Source organism: Pseudomonas azerbaijanorientalis (genome assembly GCF_019139795.1).
GTDB lineage: Bacteria > Pseudomonadota > Gammaproteobacteria > Pseudomonadales > Pseudomonadaceae > Aquipseudomonas > Aquipseudomonas laurylsulfatiphila.
In genome coordinates, this window is sequence record NZ_CP077078.1 from 3117455 (window position 1) to 3134862 (window position 17408).

Annotated in this window: 16 protein-coding genes; 1 reads left to right on the plus strand and 15 read right to left on the minus strand. The window is 62.2% G+C overall.

Annotated elements, in window-relative coordinates; translation table 11 throughout:
* Window positions 1-431: 431 nt before the first annotated feature.
* The gene (locus tag KSS91_RS13900) at window positions 432-1439 is read left to right on the plus strand and encodes an Ldh family oxidoreductase (protein ID WP_217835067.1); all 1008 of its coding nucleotides are present in this window, start codon (window positions 432-434) and stop codon (window positions 1437-1439) included.
* Window positions 1440-1686: 247 nt separating this feature from the next.
* Here the strand turns inward: KSS91_RS13900 and KSS91_RS13905 are convergent, their stop codons facing one another.
* From KSS91_RS13905 to KSS91_RS13975, 15 genes are all read right to left on the minus strand, one after another.
* Window positions 1687-3267: an aldehyde dehydrogenase (NADP(+)) gene (locus tag KSS91_RS13905; RefSeq protein ID WP_217835068.1), complete on the minus strand. Its 1581-nt coding sequence runs from the start codon at window positions 3265-3267 to the stop codon at window positions 1687-1689.
* Window positions 3268-3420: 153 nt separating this feature from the next.
* The gene (abaF, locus tag KSS91_RS13910; RefSeq protein WP_217835069.1) at window positions 3421-4815 is read right to left on the minus strand and encodes a fosfomycin efflux MFS transporter AbaF; all 1395 of its coding nucleotides are present in this window, start codon (window positions 4813-4815) and stop codon (window positions 3421-3423) included.
* Between the two features lie 73 nt (window positions 4816-4888).
* The gene (locus KSS91_RS13915) at window positions 4889-5806 is read right to left on the minus strand and encodes a dihydrodipicolinate synthase family protein (protein WP_095966736.1); all 918 of its coding nucleotides are present in this window, start codon (window positions 5804-5806) and stop codon (window positions 4889-4891) included.
* A 126-nt stretch (window positions 5807-5932) separates the two neighbouring features.
* Complete coding sequence (locus tag KSS91_RS13920) at window positions 5933-6961, minus strand: trans-3-hydroxy-L-proline dehydratase (protein WP_217835070.1); 1029 nt, start codon at window positions 6959-6961, stop codon at window positions 5933-5935.
* 117 nt (window positions 6962-7078) lie between these two features.
* Window positions 7079-7801 (minus strand): amino acid ABC transporter ATP-binding protein, encoded by a 723-nt coding sequence (locus tag KSS91_RS13925; RefSeq protein WP_047530195.1) that lies wholly within the window; start codon window positions 7799-7801, stop codon window positions 7079-7081.
* The gene (locus KSS91_RS13930) at window positions 7794-8444 is read right to left on the minus strand and encodes an amino acid ABC transporter permease (protein ID WP_217835071.1); all 651 of its coding nucleotides are present in this window, start codon (window positions 8442-8444) and stop codon (window positions 7794-7796) included. The genes KSS91_RS13925 and KSS91_RS13930 overlap by 8 nt, the downstream gene beginning before the upstream one ends.
* Window positions 8445-8454: 10 nt before the next feature.
* Window positions 8455-9120, minus strand: a complete 666-nt coding sequence (locus KSS91_RS13935) for an amino acid ABC transporter permease (RefSeq protein ID WP_217835072.1) — start codon at window positions 9118-9120, stop codon at window positions 8455-8457.
* Complete coding sequence (gene lhpI, locus KSS91_RS13940; RefSeq protein WP_217835073.1) at window positions 9113-10891, minus strand: cis-3-hydroxy-L-proline dehydratase; 1779 nt, start codon at window positions 10889-10891, stop codon at window positions 9113-9115. Before lhpI ends, KSS91_RS13935 begins: the two co-directional genes overlap by 8 nt.
* Window positions 10892-10901: 10 nt before the next feature.
* Entirely contained in the window at window positions 10902-11720 is an 819-nt protein-coding gene (locus tag KSS91_RS13945; RefSeq protein ID WP_217835074.1) for an ABC transporter substrate-binding protein, read from the minus strand.
* A gap of 410 nt (window positions 11721-12130) precedes the next feature.
* A complete protein-coding gene (locus KSS91_RS13950; RefSeq protein ID WP_217835075.1) occupies window positions 12131-12880 on the minus strand; it encodes an AraC family transcriptional regulator in 750 nt (249 codons plus the stop codon).
* Between the two features lie 74 nt (window positions 12881-12954).
* A complete protein-coding gene (locus tag KSS91_RS13955) occupies window positions 12955-14211 on the minus strand; it encodes an NAD(P)/FAD-dependent oxidoreductase (protein ID WP_217835076.1) in 1257 nt (418 codons plus the stop codon).
* Window positions 14208-14444: a 2Fe-2S iron-sulfur cluster-binding protein gene (locus tag KSS91_RS13960; protein WP_007994312.1), complete on the minus strand. Its 237-nt coding sequence runs from the start codon at window positions 14442-14444 to the stop codon at window positions 14208-14210. Before KSS91_RS13960 ends, KSS91_RS13955 begins: the two co-directional genes overlap by 4 nt.
* On the minus strand, window positions 14437-15552 hold the full coding sequence (locus KSS91_RS13965) for an NAD(P)/FAD-dependent oxidoreductase (protein ID WP_217835077.1): 1116 nt from the start codon (window positions 15550-15552) through the stop codon (window positions 14437-14439). The genes KSS91_RS13960 and KSS91_RS13965 overlap by 8 nt, the downstream gene beginning before the upstream one ends.
* Window positions 15549-16481: a 4-hydroxyproline epimerase gene (locus KSS91_RS13970; RefSeq protein WP_217835078.1), complete on the minus strand. Its 933-nt coding sequence runs from the start codon at window positions 16479-16481 to the stop codon at window positions 15549-15551. Before KSS91_RS13970 ends, KSS91_RS13965 begins: the two co-directional genes overlap by 4 nt.
* A gap of 114 nt (window positions 16482-16595) precedes the next feature.
* Window positions 16596-17267 carry a GntR family transcriptional regulator gene (locus tag KSS91_RS13975; RefSeq protein WP_225923675.1) on the minus strand — a complete coding sequence of 224 codons (672 nt, stop codon included), beginning with the start codon at window positions 17265-17267 and terminating at the stop codon, window positions 16596-16598.
* Between the last annotated feature and the right edge of the window lie 141 nt (window positions 17268-17408).

The following is a 17408-nucleotide window of genomic DNA, read 5'->3' on the forward strand; positions in this document are numbered from 1 at the left end:
CGAATGATGCGCGGCGGGTTTGTATCTCACGAATCGAATGGGGCGAAGGTAACTATCATTCGGAATGATATAAGGCCCGAGCCAGCCCTCTAGATTGCGCCTTTGATTAATCGGCGATCAATTGGATTGATGACAAATCTGTGTTGCCTCGTCTGCAAAGATCAGGCTTGGGACCGAGTTGCGCCCTTCGCGAGCAAGCCCGCTCCCACAGGGGGATCATGTACACCACAGAACCAATGTGGGAGCGGGCTTGCTCGCGAAGAGGCCAGCAGCCTTCTACACAATCAGGATCAGGGACCCGTCATCAGCCATTGGTTCAACGGGGGGCAACGGCCTGCGCTGTGCCAATTTCGTCATCGCCAATGCCCAAACCCATCAAGCCATGACGCCTCGGATAGACCACCCTGACCGGTCTGTCCAAGGAGATGACCATGATCCGACTGACCCTGATCGAAGCTCGTGAGTTGGCCGAGTCGATCTTGTTGTACAACGGTTTTAATCTGGCCCATGCACAAGCGGTGGCGGCGACGGTGGTTGTTGGCGAACGTGATGGCTGTGCCTCCCACGGTTTGTACCGGATTCTGGGGTGTGTGAATTCCCTGCGCGCTGGCAAGGTGTCAGCCGATGCCGAGCCACAGGTGATCGACCAGGCACCGGCGATTGTTCGGGTGGATGCTGGCGGTGGGTTTTCGCAGTTGGCGTTTCAGGCGGGGCTCCCGTTGCTGGCGCAGAAAACCCGGGCCAACGGCATAGCGGCGCTGGCAATCAACCGCTGTGTACATTTCTCGGCGCTGTGGGTGGAGATCGAGCAGCTGACGGCTGCCGGTCTGGTGGCACTGGCGTGTAATCCGAGCCACGCCTGGGTGGCGCCGGCTGGAGGACGACTGCCGGTGTTCGGCACCAATCCCATTGCCTTCGGATGGCCGCGTGCGGGGCAAGATCCTTTTGTGTTCGACTTCGCCACCAGCGCGATTGCCCGGGGTGATATCGAACTGCACCGGCGTGCCGGCAAGGCGATTCCCGAAGGTTGGGGCGTGGACGCCCAAGGCCAGCCGAGCACCGACGCCAACGTGGTGCTCGACAGCGGCGCGATGCTGACGTTCGGCGGGCACAAGGGTTCGGCGCTGGCGGCCATGGTGGAGTTGATTGCCGGGCCACTGATCGGTGACCTGACCAGTGCCGAGTCGTTGGCCTTTGACGGGGGCAGCAAGTCGTCGCCGTACCATGGCGAGTTGATCATCGCCCTGGACCCTCGGCGCTTTCTGGGGGACGCCACTGAAGAGCATTTGGCTCGGGCCGAAACGTTGTTCCAGGGCATTGAAGGGCAGGGCGCACGCTTACCGTCGCAGCGACGATACGCGGCGCGGGCACGCAGCCTGGTGGAAGGCGTGCAAATTCCCGAGGCGCTGTACAACGACCTCAAAGCCTTGCTCGCCTGATTGAGTCAAGTGCTCAATCCTGTGGGAGCGGGCTTGCTCGCGAAGGCGGTGTGTCAATCAACCAAGATGTTGGACTCGATGACCCCTTCGCGAGCAAGTCGGATCGCCGCACCGCCGCTCCCACATTTGATTGGTGGTGATCACATATTTTGCGTAGGAGCTGCCGAAGGCTGCGATCTTTTGCTGTTGATTTTCAAGATCAACAGATCGCAGCCTGCGGCAGCTCCTACAGTCATTTGTGTGGTTTCTAGATTGGGTCGTGCTGGCTGCGGCCATCCACCAGCCGTGCAATCCCCAGTGGGTTGGCGTTTTTCAAGGCGTCGGGTAGCAAGGCGTCCGGGCAGTTCTGGTAGCACACCGGACGCAGGAATCGCTCGATGGCCAGGCTGCCAACCGACGTGCCACGGGCGTCGGAGGTTGCAGGGTAAGGCCCGCCATGGACCATGGCATCGCAGACTTCGACCCCGGTGGGGTAACCATTGAACAGTACCCGGCCGACTTTTTGTTCCAGCAGTACCAGCAGGTCCGCATGGGTCTGAAGATCCGATGCTTCGCCAATCAATGTCGCGGTCAGTTGCCCGTGCAAGCTGTTCAACGCCTGCCGCAGCTCAGCCTTGTCCGCCACCTCTACGACAATGGTGGTCGGCCCGAACACTTCTTCCTGTAGCAGCGGATCCCCGTTGAGCAGCAGGCTGACGTCAGCCTTGAACAGTTGCGGCCGCGCCTGATTGCCCTGCTGGTCGTGGCCCGCCAGGTGCGTCACGCCCGGATGCTCGAGCAAGGCCCGCACCCCTTTTTCATAGCTGCCGAGGGTGCCAGCATTGAGCATGGTTTGCGCCGGTTGCTCGGCCATCAGGTTGCTTAGGCGCGCAGTGAACGCCGTCCATTCAGGGGCGCGAATACCAATGACCAACCCCGGATTGGTGCAGAACTGCCCGCAGCCCTGGACCGCCGATGCCACCAGTTCACCGGCGATTTTCTCGCCCCGCGCGCGCAAGGCTTCGGGCAATACCAACACTGGATTGATGCTGCTCATCTCGGCGAACACCGGGATGGGTTGTTGCCGTGCAGCGGCCATGTCGCAAAGGGCACGGCCACCTTTGAGCGAGCCGGTGAAACCGACGGCCTGAATCGCCGGGTGCTTGACCAGCGCTTCACCCACACCAGCTCCGTAGATCATGTTGAACACACCCTTGGGCATGTCGGTCTGCTCGGCGGCGCGCAGGATCGCATTGGCCACGCATTCGGCGGTTGCCATGTGCCCGCTGTGGGCCTTGAACACCACCGGGCAACCAGCGGCCAGGGCCGCTGCGGTATCGCCGCCGGCAGTCGAAAAGGCCAACGGAAAATTGCTGGCGCCGAACACCGCCACCGGGCCGACGCCGATCCGGTACTGGCGCAGGTCAACCCGTGGCAGCGGCTGACGCTCCGGCAGGGCGCGGTCGATGCGCGCGCTGTAGAAATCGCCCCGACGCAGGACCTGAGCGAACAGACGCATCTGGCCGCTGGTGCGGCCGCGCTCGCCCTGAATCCGGGCGCTGGGCAGGGCGGTCTCGCGGGTCACCAGGGCCACGAACTCGTCATCCAGGGCATCCAGTTGCGCGGCGATGGCTTCAAGAAATTGCGCCCGGCGCGTCGCCGGTAAATTACGAAAGTCTGGATAGGCGGCTGCAGCGGCCTGGACGGCGGCGTCGACTTCTTGCGCGGTGGCTTGCATGAATGAAAACGGCAGAATTTCACCGGTGCTGGCGTCGTGACTGTGCAGGATGATGTTGCCGGCTGCGCTGCGGGCGCCACCGATGTAGTTGTGGCCAAGGATCTCAGGCATCGAAAAAGCTCCTGTCGAAAAATGGGTTTGCAACACAAAACCTTTGTGGGAGCGAGCCTGCTCGCGATGGTTTCAAAGGCACCGCGTTTATCCAGGATCAGCGCGGTATCGTTAACGTCCATCGCGAGCAAGCTCGCTCCCACAGGGATTTACTCAGGCCAGAGAATCGGCCCGGCGTGGGCTAGTCGAGGCTGGGTCCAGCGCAGCAACCCGCGCCGCCGACTCGGCGTCCACCTGGCGCAATGACTTGCCACGGGTCTCGCGGGTCAGGCCGACAGCCACCACGGAAATCAGCGCGGCGCCCACCAGATACCAGGCGATCGGAGTCGAGCTGTGGTACTTGTTGAATAAAGTGATGGCGATCAGCGGTGCCAGGGAACCGGCGAAGATCGGCGCCACCTGGTAGCACAGGGACAGAGCGGTGTAGCGTACGTGGGTCGGGAACAGTTCAGCCATCAGCGCCGAGTAAGGCGCATAAGTCATCGACTCGATGGCCAGGCCCAGGGTGATGGCGGCCATGATCAGCCAGTTGTTGCCAGTGTCCATCATCGGGAAACCGATGAAACCCCAGAACGCTGTGAGCACCGCGCCGGTCAGGTACACCGGCTTGCGCCCGACGATGTCCGACAGATAGCCCATCAGGGGAATCAGGAAAAAGTGCACCAGGTGCGCGCCGAACATCAGCAGCAGAATTTGCGAAGTGTCCTTGTGCACCACCAGTTTCAGATAGGTAATCGAGAACGTCACTACGGTGTAGTAGAGGATGTTCTCGGCAAAGCGAGCGCCGATTCCCACCAGCACCGAACGCCAGTGATGGCGCATCACTTCCACCACACCGAGCTGTTGCTGTTTGGTTTGGGCCTGACGGGCCTGGGCTTCCTTGAAGATCGGCGCGTCATCGACGCTGGTGCGAATCCAGTAACCGATCAACACCACTACCGCCGAGAACCAGAACGCCACGCGCCAGCCCCAGGCAAGGAACTGTTGCTCTGACAGGTTCGACGACAACAGCAGCAGGGCGAGCGTGGCCACCAGGTTGCCGGCCGGCACCCCGGCTTGCGGCCAACTGGCCCAGAAGCCCCGACGATTGTCCGGGCAGTGTTCGGACACCAGCAGAATTGCGCCGCCCCATTCGCCACCGAAAGCGAAGCCCTGGATCAACCGCAACAGCACCAGCAGCACCGGCGCTGTGTAACCGATCTGGTCGAAGCCAGGCAGGCAACCCATCAGGAAGGTGGTGATGCCGACCACTACCAGGCTCAGTTGCAGCAGACGTTTGCGGCCGAATTTGTCACCGTAGTGACCGAATACCAAGCCGCCTAACGGCCGGGCGAGAAAGCCGACCGCGTACAAGGCGAAGGCGGCAATGATGCCGTCGATGGGGCTGTCGGTCTGGCGGAAGAACAGCTTGCCAAAAACCAATGCCGAGGCGGTGCCGTAGAGAAAGAATTCATACCATTCGGCGACGGTGCCAGCCATGGCGGCGGCCACCACGCGTTTGAGTCCCGAGGGTGTGGTTGCGCTTTGCGTGTGTTGAGGATTCGACATGCTGACGTACCTTGTTAAGACGCAAAAAAACGGGCAGCCGGGCGGGGCCAGTAAAGGCCCGCCCGGCAATCACTCAGAGACCGACGTCCGGCAGTTCCGGGCGGTTGGCCAGCGCCTTGGCCATGATCTGCTCGACGAATACGCGGTCGGCTTCCGGCAGGGCCAGGCGTGGCGGACGGGTCAAGGCGCTGCCGCGACCGGCAATGGCTTCACACAGTTTGATGCACTGCACCAGGTCGGCACGGGCATCGAGGTGCAGGATCGGCATCAGCCATTCGTAGATCGGCATGGCTTCGGCGAAACGACCGGCCTTGGCCAGGCGGAAGATGGTTTCGCCTTCTTTCGGGAACACGTTGGACATGCCCGAGACCCAACCTTCGGCACCCACGGCGATGCTTTCCAGCACCACGTCGTCGAGGCCGGCGAACAACACGAAACGGTCACCAACTTCGTTGCGCACGTCGATGAAGCGGCGGGTGTCGCCGGAAGAATCCTTGAAGCACACCACGTTGTCGCAGTCGGCCAGGGAAATCAGGATGTCCGGGGTGACGTCGTTCTTATAGATAGGCGGGTTGTTGTAGACCATCAGCGGCACGTCGGCGTTTTTCGCCACGTAGCGATAATGCTCGGCGGTTTCGAACGGCTTGGAACCGTAGACCAGCGCCGGCATCAGCATCACGCCATCGACGCCGACCCGGCGTACGGCATTGGCGACCTTGGCCGCTTGTAGGCTGGTGAACTCGGCCACGCCGCAAATCACCGGTACGCGACCACGGGCGGCATCGACAGCGACTTCAGTCACGGCGATTTTCTCTTCGGCGGTCAGCGAGGTGTTTTCACCCACCGAGCCGCAGACCACCAGGCCTGACACGCCGTCGCGGATCACGTTGGAAATCACCTGATGGGTTTTCTCCAGGTTGATGGAGAAGTCATCGTTGAATTGAGTGGTCACCGCGGGGAAGACGCCACTCCAGTTAATGCGCTTGCTCATTGTTGCCTCCGGTTCGTTAATTGTATATCGTATACGATATTTAAAATGACAATGCTCGGCTAGTGCTTTTTTGGGTTTTTCAGGGGTTTTTGCTGGCCTTTGGTCTGGGGGGCAGGGATGGCGTGATCAGGCGCCGGGCCAGGTGTCGGACAGGCGATAGCCTTGTGGCCACGGATCGCTTGGGTCGAGCAGCAATTGATGGGTGCCGGTGATCCACGCCCGGCCGGAAATGCACGGGTAAATCGCGGCGCGGCCGGCGACTTCGGTCAGCGAATCAATGCGGCAGTGGAACTCAGAGCCGATAATCGAACGGCCGACAAAGCGCTCGCCAACCTGCATCAAACCTTTAGCCTGCAACACCGCCATGCGCGCCGAGCAACCCGTGCCGGTGGGGGAGCGGTCGATCTTGCCCGGCTGAATCACCACCACATTGGCGCCGGTGGCGATGCCGTTCTCATGGACGATGGGCGCGGCGATCTGGCAGAAGGAAATGTGCGACCACTCGGGATTCAGCGGATGCACGAAGCCCAGTTGTTCGTTGGCCGCTCGAGTGATTTTCAGCCCGACCGCGACCAGATCGGCCGCTTCATCCGGGCGGATGGAGAAACCCAGGCCCTTGGCATCGGCAATCACAAAACTGTCGCCACCATAAGCGGTGTCAACCTTCAGCGAGCCGATGCCTTCGACTTCAATCCAGGCATCCAGTCGATCAGCGAAGGACGGCACGTTTTTCACTTCCACCCGCTGCACCTTGCCATCCCGGCAGTCGGCCACGGCTTCGATCAGGCCGCCGGGCGCTTCCAGCACCAGGCGGGTTTGCGGCTCGGTCATGGGCAGGATGCCGCTGTCGAGCAATACGGTGGCGACGCACAACGAGTTGGAGCCGGACATCGGCGGGGTGTCCGCCGGTTCCATGATGATCCAGGCCATCTGCGCCCGTGGATCCTTGGCCGGGACCAGCAGGTTGACGTGGCGGAACACGCCGCCGCGGGGTTCGTTGAGGACGAAGTTGCGCAGGGTTTCGTCCCGGGCGATCCAGCGCGACTGTTCCCACACGGTGGCGCCGGGCGGCGGGGCGACACCGCCGACGATCACGTCGCCGACTTCGCCTTCGGCGTGGCAGCTGACTACATGAATGACTTTTGATGAACGCATGACTTGATCCTTGTTTTGTCCGTTAGGGCCCCTTCGCGAGCAAGCCCGCTCCCACACTGATTTTGTGTACACCATCAAACCCTGTGGGAGCGAGCTTGCTCGCGATGAGGCCAGTCGCTATTTCACTGATTTCAGAAACGCTGCAGTTTCCGCATGCACCGGATTGCCAATCACCTGATCCGGCGAACCAATCTCATGCACCAGGCCATTGCGGAAGAACGCCACACGGTCGGACACGTCCCGGGCAAAGCGGATTTCGTGCGTCACCAACACCATGGTCATGCCGTCTTCGGCGAGCATGCGCATGGTGTCCAGCACTTCACCGACCAACTGCGGGTCGAGGGCCGAGGTGGCTTCGTCAAACAGCATGTAGTCCGGTGACATGGCCAGGGCGCGGGCGATGGCCATGCGTTGTTGCTGGCCACCGGACAGCTTGCCAGGGAAGGTCTTGAGCTTGTCGCCCAGGCCGACGTGGGTCAGTTGCTTCACCGCTAGTTCTTCAGCTTCAGCCTTGCTTTTGCCCAGCACTTTGCGCGGCGCGAGCATGACGTTTTCCAGCACCGTCAGGTGCGGGAAGGCATTCCATTGCTGGAACACAATGCCGATTTTCTGCCGCAGGCGATTGAGGTCGGTGGCGCTGTGATGGACCTCGACGCCGTCAACGCGGATGTTGCCTTTCTGGATCGGTTCCAGGCCGTTGATGCACATCAGCAAGGTCGATTTGCCGGAGCCGGAGCCGCCGATGATCGACACCACTTCGCCCTTGTTCACCGTCAGGTTGACGCCCTTGACCACTTCGAGGTTGCCGAAGGATTTATGTACGTTGTCGATCTCAATCATTTTCTTGCCACCTTCTTTCCAGACGAGCGCCCAGGCGTGCGACCACCAGGCTCATGACGTAGTAGATAAGGCCCGCGATGCACAGCACCAGCAACGGTTCCTGGATGCGGGTGACGATGGTTTGCGAGGCGCGCAGCAGTTCGACGATGCCGATCCACATCACCAGCGCGGTGTCTTTCATTACACCGAGCACCAGGTTCAGCCAGCCGGGGAACGCTACCCGGGTGGCCATCGGCAGGACGATCCAGCGCAAGTCCTGCAAGAAGCTCAGCCCCAGCGAACGGCTGGCCCGGCGCACGGTGAACGGCACCGCCAGCACGCCGGCCCGCACGATCTCGGTGAAGTACGCCGCAGCGTAAACCCCCAACACAATGCAGCCGACGCTGAAGGCGCTGATGTTCAGGCCGATGATGCTTTTGAGTGAGTTGAACAGTACGAACTGGATCAGTAACGGCACGCTGCGAAACACGTCCAGCACCCAGGCCAACGGCAGGCTGGCCCGTGGCAACAAGGCCCGCAGCAGGCCGAATAACAACCCGGCCATGGAGCCGAGAATGATCGACCAGAACGTCAGTTGCATCGTGACCCACGCACCGTTGAGCAGGAACATCAGGTCATTCGAGGAAAAATCGGTGGAAAACATGGACAGCTCCTCAGTAACGGAACAACCGCCAGGCCATCAGCCGGGCTGCCGCGACGATCGCCTTGGCAATCAAGTAATACAGCACCGCTGCGATGGCGAAATACTCGAAGGTGCGGAAGGTTTTGACGTTGTATTCCTGGGTCACACCGGTCAGGTCATTGTTTAGTCCGACGATCACCCCCAGCGACGTCATCAACACCGCCCAGACCATCTGATTGGTCAGCGGGTAGAACACGATCCGCAGCAGTTGCGGGACGATGATCATGCGGTAGGCCTGGAAGGCACTCATGCCGAGGGAACGCGCCGCACGTACCTGCGTGTGAGGCACGGCCTTGAGGCCGCCGCGAAAGTTCTCCGCCAGATACCCGGCATTGTTGAAGGTGATCCCGGCCAGCAGGGCGAACCAGGAACTGACGTGCAGGTTCAGCGAGCCGAGGCCGAAGTAGAGGATGTAGATCTGGAACAGCGACGGGGTGTTGCGGGCAATCGATACCCAACCGTTGCCGAACCCGCGCAGTAATGGATGTTTGGCCTCGCGCATCACTGTCAGGGCCAGGGCGATCAGCACGCCGAAGATCATCGACAGCGCGGCGGTTTCGAAGGTGACGATGGCACCGGCAAGCATGTCCGGCAGGGCGCGCAGGGCGGAACGCCATTGGAAGCTGTAGTCAAACATGCGCAGGGCTCTCCAGTAGGGCAGCAGGTTTTAGCCAGGCCGGCAAACGTCCGCTGGCCGTTGCGGTGCAGGCCGCGTCGACGCATTCGGCAAGGCTGGCGAAGTGCACCTTGCGGCCGACCAGGCCCGGTGCGTAGTGGGCGTATTTGCCCGAGTTGGTCATCAGGTTTTCAGCCGCCAGGGGGATTACGGGTTCGCCGAGCATGCACCAGCAGGTGTCGGTGACCAGGGTCGCGCCAAACGCTTGGATCACGGCGATGTACCCGGCCTCACGGGCCTGCTCCAACACGGCACGGCCGCAGGTGATGGCAAGCACCACATCCGGGTGTCTTTGTCGTCCCCGGCACAGGCGTGCCAGGTGAGCGAACTCGCTGAGGGAAAAGTGCGGGTTACCCAGCGACACCACATCCACCCGGTTATCACGAGCACTGTTGAGTTCGCGCCAACTCGGCAGCAGGTCCTTCAGGCGGATTTTTTCCACGGCAATGGAAATGTCCGCATCCAGCACCTGCGCCGGGTCAATGGCCTCCGGCGTGACCCCGGCGATGTGGAACAGTGGCGCCGCAGAGGTGGTGGCGAAGGCCGCGCCAAAGGCCTTGAGGTCGTCCAGGCTCGGCTTGCGTTTTTCCAGTCCCAGCACCAGCGGCACGCGACTGCCGGCCAGGGCACCAATGTGGTAACCCAGCAGCGGGTAGAAGGCATCGTCCAGTTCACCGAGGGCAGGCAACTCGATCTGCAACCGTGCCTTGCGTTGCGCGTCCAGGTGGCAGCCGATCAGCGGGGCACGACCGGTGAGGGCGATGCAGATGTCCAGGTAATCCGGGTATTTCAGGGTGCGTGCACCGAGCACGCTGTTGGCGTAGACCACTGCGTTGGATTCCGCCCAGACGATTTGCTCGCCAGCCTTCGGTGCAGTGTCGAGCAGGTACGGCGCGCAGGTGAAACTGAGCTGTGCGCCCATCGCCATATAGGCATCGCCCAAGGCACTGGCCGGTTCACCCAGTGTCGGGTCGATACCAAGTTCGCGCCAACGGCGCTGGTCGACGGAAATTGAATTGAGCGTGGTGGGCACTCGCACTTTTGCTCCCCATTGCACCAGCTGCCGGGCAAAGCGCAGGCTCGCAGGTCCCGTGTAAATGCAGCCGTCGATGTGTGCTTGAGTGACATCCACCAACTGGTCGGCACCCTGCAGTTCGGCCATACGCAGGACGATCTGCATGGCCATTTGCGCGGCCTTGCCATGCCGGCCATCGAGCAGCACCCGATCGTGCTCGGTGAGCTTGATCGTGGCGGTGCTGTGAGTGACTGGTAATGGGCTGTCGAGCGCCTGCCAGGCGTCGCCCGGCAGGTGATCGAACAGGCTCAGCGTTGCATTTTCGACCCGGGCGAAGGCCTGGCCGCGCAAGGCGGCGAAGGCCTCCCGACCGATGCACAGCACCGGCAGGGAACGGGCAAAAATGGTCTGCGCCACCAGCACGCCCAAGGTCAGGATCTCGTCGGCTTCGGCCAGCACCAATGCCGCCGGTGCATGGCCGTTGCTGATCAGTTCCATCAACACGCTGCTGCCGGTACACGAGCCGCGACCACTGGGAATCGCCAGCACGCGGCCGGCCAGGTGTTGGCCGCTGAGCGGGTGATGGCGGTCGATGACTTCACCCGTGCAGGGATCGACTCCGCCCCAGAAACTCAAGCCGACATCGGCGAACAGCAGGGCGCCTTGCGCAGCACCCGCCACCAGGCTGCGCCCGGTCAGAGACATTGGCCCAGGCATGCCGGACATCTCAGTAGTAGACCTGAGGCACGGTCAGGTTGGTCGGCGAGATCTCGGTGCCGACCCATTTAACGAACAGCTCCTGGTAGCGACCGGTGCGTACCTGTTGGTTGACGAACAGGTTGAGGTAGTTGAGCAGGCCGTACTCGCTGCGCTTGGCGCCCAGGGACACGTAGTCGATGACGTACGGGGCGTTACCGGCGACTTTCAGGTTTTTGTATTTGCCTGACTTGAGGGTGGCGGCGGCCACGGTGTTGGTGACCACGGTGGCATCGATGTGGCCTTGGGTGACGGCCAGCAGGGTATCGTTTTGCGACTGGTAGGCTCGGAAGCTACCCGAGCCCCAGTTCTTCACGTCTTTCTCCAGGGCGATGGCCTCATAAGTGCCGCTGGTGTTGCCCACGGCTTTGCCCTTGAGGTCGTCGAAGCCGTTGATGCCGGTGTCGTCGCGGGTCAGCACCACCATCTGGAAGGCAAAGTAGGGCACGGTGAGGCCAACGGTCTTGGCGCGTTCGAGGGTGTCGGAGGTGGACGCGACGATCACGTCAGCCCGGCCGGAGACCAGTGCCGGAATGCGATCCGGGAACGGCGTTTCCACCACCTCGGCCTCGACCCCGAGGATCTTCGCCAGGTCGCGGCAATAGTCCACATCGAAGCCGGCCGGCGAGTTGCTGGCATCGCGAAAGCCCATGGGCGGGAAGTCCAGGGTCACGGCGCAGCGCAGCTTGCCCGAACCGATGATGTCGTCGAGCTTGTCGGCCTGGGCAGTGGCGATAAAGGAGGTACTGAGAACAGCGCTGAGGGCTACGGCAAATGCGGGGTTTTTCATAGAGGCCTCGTTGATGTGAAGTGCTGTTGAATATCGTATTGGGGATTTCGTATACGATATTAACAATAGCAATCAACGTGCCCGATTCCAGTTCTGACGGTGAATAAATCGTCAGGCCTTGAAGTAGAGGTCTTGCGGGGGAGCAACGAGCGGGAGAGTGGAAGCCTGGGCAAACGATGGCAGTGTTACAGATGGGAGCAATGGGTGTGTGGACGCACCTTTAAGAAACACTGGCAGGTGAGAGGTGCGTGCCTGCTTATCGGTTCATTGCAGGTTTTGTGGTGGATGGACTGGCCTCATCGCGAGCAAGCTCGCTCCCACAATTGACCGCGTGCGCAAGGTAAATGCGATCCCCTGTGGGAGCGAGCTTGCTCGCGATGAGGACCGGAAGAACACTCTTCATCACCCGCCTAACGCTGATTATCGCGATACTGACTCGGCGACAGACTGGTCAGCGCCCGAAACTGCCGGCTGAAGGCACTGTGGTCGGTGTAACCACAGCGCAAGGCAATCTCGGTAATCGGCAATTCGGTGTGCAGTAACAACCGCGAACCTTCCTCCAGGCGCGCCTTGTGAATCATTTGCCGTGGGGTCAGCTGGAACACCCGTTTGCAGTGCCGCTCCAATTGCGCCACGGAATAGCCAGCGATGGCGGTCAGTTCGGCGAGGCTGATGGAGCGGGCGAAGTGGCGGCGGATATGGGCATCCACGGCGGCGAGTTTCTGGAACGCCGGATGGTTCGACTGTGGCGATTGCAGGTCGCGGGAGATACCGGCCAGGCCCACGATCCGACCCTGTTCATCCTTCAGGGCGAGTTTGTGGGTCAGGCACCAGATCGGCTGATTGCCATAATACAAATGCAACTCCAGCTGATCGGCCAGTTCGCGACCACTGGACAGCACTCGCCGATCCTGCTCGGTGTACAGCGGACCGAAGCGTTCCGGGAAGACCATTTCGGCGGTGCGCCCCAGCAGCTCGTCCCTGTGTTTGAAACCACAACGCCGGGCCAGGGTCTGGTTGACGAAGACGTAGCGGGCCTCGCAGTCCTTGATGAAAAACACCACGTCCGACAAGGTATCGAGCAACGGCGCGATGGGCTGAAGGCTGTTCAGCAGCGCCGGCAGATCGCAAGGTTTGAAGGTGGTGAGCGATGGATACATGGCGCCGGGAGTCTGAGGGTGACCCCCGGGATCATAGAGGCTCGGCAGCGTGGCCGAAACCCCAGGCGTGGTCATCACGCCGGCGGGGTATCGTCCAGGGACATCAAGGTTTCGATCCGCGCCGGGCTGAAGGGTGGGCGCGGTGCCGAGGGCTGCCAACCAAACAAATGCCGCACTGCGCCGCCACACACCCGGCCCTGGCAGGCGCCCATGCCACAGCGACTGGCGAGTTTGGCTTCGCGCCAGTCAGAGTGACCGGTCAATGCCGCGTAGGGCACGTCTTCGCAGCGGCAAACCAGGGTATCGGGTTGGGCCAGGGACTTGAGTCGCGGGTCGAGGGCGAACGCGCTGTTCAGCGCCTTGGCGAAACCCTGCCAGCGCGCCCGGCGCGGCCACAATTGCCTGGCGGCTTGCTGATTGCCAACCGCAGCGTGGCCGGCAATCGCACCTTCCACCAAGGCCAGCTCACTGCCGCCGAACCCTGTGCATTCGCCCGCCGCATAATGATCGGCGCGGTTGCTGGCCTGCCAGGCATCCACCGCGATGGCTTGATCTTCGATGGCGCAACCCAGTGCCTGACCCAACTGGATGTTCGGAATCAACCCGAATCCACAGGCCAGCCGATCACATTCCAGTTCGACGATGTTGCCTTGTTGTTGCAGGCGCACGCCTTCCACTCGGTCGGTGCCAAGCACCGCCAATACGTGGGTGGCGGTGCGGTAGCGGTGGTCGAGCAGGCTGAACGATTGCAGCCATTTAGCGGGCCAGCGCGGCAGTTGCGCGGCGAAACCGGCGAGGGCGCTGCGGCTGGCTTGTTCGGCGATGCGTTGCACTTGCGCGCCATGCTGTTTGGCGGTGGCGGCACTGGCCAGTAACAGCGGGCCGCTGCCGGCAATCACCACGCGCTCGTTCTGCACCGGCAAACCAGCCTTGATCAGTGCCTGCAAACCACCCGCACCGGTGACACCCGGCAGGGTCCAGCCGGGGAAGGGCAGCAGCAATTCACGGGCGCCGGTGCACAGAATCAGTTTGTCGTAGCTGATCAACCAGCCATGGTCGTCATTTTCCACCAGCAGTTGTTTCGCGCCGGGGGCAGCGATCACCCGAGTACCGGCGTGATGGCGGATGTTGTTGCACGACGCCAGACGCTTGTGCAGGTGCCGGGCCTGACCGGGCACGTTGGCTTGAGGTCCGTCGCGCCAGATTTGCCCGCCCGGCAGCGGGTTGTCGTCGAGCATGACAATGCGGGCGCCGCTGGGGGCGGCGGCAAGGGCGGCGCTCATCCCGGCAGGGCCCGCGCCAATGATCAACAGATCAGCGTATTCATTCATGGGCGAGTCTCCACCTGCATGCCATCACGGCAAAGTGTCTGGCAAGCCAGGCGACGCCGGCCATCGATGGTCACCCGGCATTCCTGGCAAATGCCCATGCCGCACAGCGGCGCACGGCGCTGACCGCTGACCGAGGTGCGCGTGCAGCCGTCACTGGCCAACGCCAGGGCAGCGGCGACGCTGGTGCCTTCGGCGACTTTCAGGGCGTGGCCGTCCAGCAACAATTCAGGCATAGACCGGTTCTCCGAGAAAACGCTGGGGCAGATAAGGTTGTGCGGCCAGTGGCGGGGTTTCGTTGAACAGTTGGGCAACCAGTAAATCGGCGGTGCCGGGGGCAGTAGTTACGCCCAGTCCTTCGTGACCGACTGCCAGCCACAAGCCTTGATGTTGTGGATGCTGGCCCACCAGCGGCAAACCGTCGGGGCTGGCGGCGCGAAAGCCGGTCCAGGCACGGATGCCATTGAGCCGGGCCAGCCCCGGCATGTACTCGGCGGCACGCTTGAGCATCTTCGCGAGCATCCAGCCTTCGACCTGCGGGTCGGTGGTTGCGAATTGCCGCGAGGCGCCTATGAACAGTTGCCCGGTGGGGCGCGGCTGGATATTGCAGGCGGTCGACGGCCCCGTGGCATTGTGGGCACTGGTGACGTAACCCAGTTCGACCAGCGTATGGGTGACGCTGCCGGGGTAGCGGTCAGTGATCAGCAAGTGGCCTTTTTTCGGCTCGATGGGCAACTCCGGGCACAACTCGTTGGCTTGAATACCGTTGGCCAACACCACGGCATCGGCACTCAACCAACGACCATCATCGAGGCAGACACGGTTGCCATCGACCGCACTGACCCGTGCCCGGCGCTGGCGGATGTTCGGTGTTTCGAGCATCCATCCGGCCGTCGCCGGGGCGTATAGAATGCCGTCGCCATTGATCAGCAAGCCGCCTTCCAGTCCTTCGCGCAGTTCCGGTTCGCGCTGGCGCAGGGCATTGGCGCCGATCAGTTCGCAAGCCACGCCCTGGGCTTGCAGGTTCAGGAATTTGCTGTGGGCCACCGCCATTTCTTCGGCATTGGCCGCCAGCCACAGCGTGCCGTTGCAGCGGTAGGCACAGCTGTCGGGCAGGTCCGCGCCCAGTTCGCGCCAGCGCTGCAACGAATATTGACTCAGGGCCAGTTCGGCGGGGTTGTCGTCGAGTACCAGCAAGTGGCCCATGCCGGCGGCTGTGGCGCCGTGCAGACCGGCGTCCAGTACCAGCACCTGCAAGCCGCGACGGGCCAGCGCCTGGGCACAGGCGGCGCCGATAATGCCGGCGCCGATCACGATCACATCGGCCACCTGGCCCTCGTTCATGGACGAATGCCCCAGGCGAACGGGTCGTCCTGTTCGATGATCAGGCTCGCCTCGGCACTGATGAACGCGCGACTACGAATAGTCGGCACGATGCGCTCACCCTGCAGTTCGTAGGAACCCTCGAACTCGCTGCCGATGACGCTGGCCTGGCGCCAGATCTGCCCCGGTTGCAACTTGTCGTCGGCCGCCAGGCATGCCAGTTTGGCGCTGGTGCCGGTGCCGCAGGGCGAACGGTCGTAGGCTTTGCCGGGGCAGAGCACGAAGTTGCGGCTGTCGGCGTGATCGTCATCGGCGAACAACTCGACGTGATCGATCAAGCCGCCGTCTTCACCGCGAATGCCTTGGGCTTCCAGTGCTTGCTGCACGGCGAAGGTGTAAGCGGTCAGCGCTTCGAGGTTGTCGCCGGACACCCGCAGGCCGTGCTCGGCGACCAGGAAAAACCAGTTGCCGCCCCAAGCGATATCACCGACCACTTGGCCGATGCCCGGCACCTGCACCGCCAGCGCCTTGCGATAACGGTAGGCTGGCACGTTGCGCACACTCACCGAATGGTCTTCGTGCAGGGTTGCCCGCACTGTGCCCACCGGCGTTTCGATGCTGTGCACGCCGGGGCCGATCTTGCCCAGGTGCGCCAACGACGCCACCAGGCCGATGGTGCCGTGGCCGCACATGCCCAGATAACCGGTGTTATTGAAGAAAATCACCCCGGCACAGGCGCCAGGGTCCACCGGCGTGCAGAGCAGGGCGCCCACCAGTACGTCGCTGCCCCGTGGTTCCAGCATACAGGCGGCGCGCCATTGATCATGCTGTTCGGCCAATACCTTGCGCCGTTCGGCCATGCTGCCAGTGCCCAGGTCAGGAAAGCCGGCGGTGACCAGGCGGGTTGGTTCGCCGCCGGTGTGGGAGTCGATCACAGAGATGCGTTTCATGGGAGGGCCACGTCCATTCGGTTGAGTGAACGCAAGAGTGGCCCGTGCGGCGGGGTGTCGGCTTGATGGATTTAGTCTGTGGCGATGACGAAATCGGCACAGCATCCGTCGCTGTCAGTGGCTGTGGGGCAGGTGCTCGAACAGGGTCGTGCAGACGCCGGCAATGTGCTCGTCCAGAAGCTTCACCGCCAGGTCCACATCCCCGGCGCGACAGGCCGCCAGGATCTCGCGGTGTTCGTGATCGGCCCGTTCTTTACCGGCCGACAAGCTCATCTGCATGCGTAGATAACGCTCCAGCTTGTCGTTGACCGAACGGATCAGACTCACCAGAAACGGTCGCTGCGCAGGCTCGTACAAGCAGGAGTGCAGCTCCCAGTTGAGCTCGGCCCAGCGCCCCACGTCGTCCTCGCCGATGAACTCCTGACAGATGCGCTCGGCACGGGCGAAGGTCTCTTCGGTCATGTTCGGAATGGCCAGGCGCAGAATCTTGTCCTCCAGCAACATCCGCACTTCGAACATCTGCGCCAGCTCCGCATCGGAAACCCGCGTGACCATCGCCCCGCGATTGCGCTGGAACATCACCAACCCTTCGGCCTCCAGGCGCTTGAGGGCTTCGCGCACCGGGATCTTGCTGACATTGAACTGGCGGGCGATGTCGTCCTGGCGGATCGGCTCATCCTCGGCAAAATGCCCGGCGACAATCGCATCCCGCAGATGGCGGGTGATGATTTCCGAAGTCGAAGGCGTGTTACCAAGGTCGGGGGCGTTGAGTTTGGGTAGGTTCACGGCGGCGGTCATTTGGAGTGAGATAGCGCTAGGGTATACGAAATTCTTTTGCTGATCTTCCCCCGGTTCGACGTCGGTGCACCCGTTTTCATTCAGGCTTGCGCCGCGCCCATTTCACCGTTTGCCATGATTTACGCTGGA

What these genes read in the sequence shown, in the direction of transcription:
- KSS91_RS13900 (WP_217835067.1), top strand. Translation starts at nt 432, where the DNA reads ATGATCCGACTGACCCTGATCGAAGCTCGTGAGTTGGCCGAGTCGATC.
- KSS91_RS13905 (WP_217835068.1), bottom strand. Translation starts at nt 3,267, where the DNA reads ATGCCTGAGATCCTTGGCCACAACTACATCGGTGGCGCCCGCAGCGCA.
- abaF (WP_217835069.1), bottom strand. Translation starts at nt 4,815, where the DNA reads ATGTCGAATCCTCAACACACGCAAAGCGCAACCACACCCTCGGGACTC.
- KSS91_RS13915 (WP_095966736.1), bottom strand. Translation starts at nt 5,806, where the DNA reads ATGAGCAAGCGCATTAACTGGAGTGGCGTCTTCCCCGCGGTGACCACT.
- KSS91_RS13920 (WP_217835070.1), bottom strand. Translation starts at nt 6,961, where the DNA reads ATGCGTTCATCAAAAGTCATTCATGTAGTCAGCTGCCACGCCGAAGGC.
- KSS91_RS13925 (WP_047530195.1), bottom strand. Translation starts at nt 7,801, where the DNA reads ATGATTGAGATCGACAACGTACATAAATCCTTCGGCAACCTCGAAGTG.
- KSS91_RS13930 (WP_217835071.1), bottom strand. Translation starts at nt 8,444, where the DNA reads ATGTTTTCCACCGATTTTTCCTCGAATGACCTGATGTTCCTGCTCAAC.
- KSS91_RS13935 (WP_217835072.1), bottom strand. Translation starts at nt 9,120, where the DNA reads ATGTTTGACTACAGCTTCCAATGGCGTTCCGCCCTGCGCGCCCTGCCG.
- lhpI (WP_217835073.1), bottom strand. Translation starts at nt 10,891, where the DNA reads ATGCCTGGGCCAATGTCTCTGACCGGGCGCAGCCTGGTGGCGGGTGCT.
- KSS91_RS13945 (WP_217835074.1), bottom strand. Translation starts at nt 11,720, where the DNA reads ATGAAAAACCCCGCATTTGCCGTAGCCCTCAGCGCTGTTCTCAGTACC.
- KSS91_RS13950 (WP_217835075.1), bottom strand. Translation starts at nt 12,880, where the DNA reads ATGTATCCATCGCTCACCACCTTCAAACCTTGCGATCTGCCGGCGCTG.
- KSS91_RS13955 (WP_217835076.1), bottom strand. Translation starts at nt 14,211, where the DNA reads ATGAATGAATACGCTGATCTGTTGATCATTGGCGCGGGCCCTGCCGGG.
- KSS91_RS13960 (WP_007994312.1), bottom strand. Translation starts at nt 14,444, where the DNA reads ATGCCTGAATTGTTGCTGGACGGCCACGCCCTGAAAGTCGCCGAAGGC.
- KSS91_RS13965 (WP_217835077.1), bottom strand. Translation starts at nt 15,552, where the DNA reads ATGAACGAGGGCCAGGTGGCCGATGTGATCGTGATCGGCGCCGGCATT.
- KSS91_RS13970 (WP_217835078.1), bottom strand. Translation starts at nt 16,481, where the DNA reads ATGAAACGCATCTCTGTGATCGACTCCCACACCGGCGGCGAACCAACC.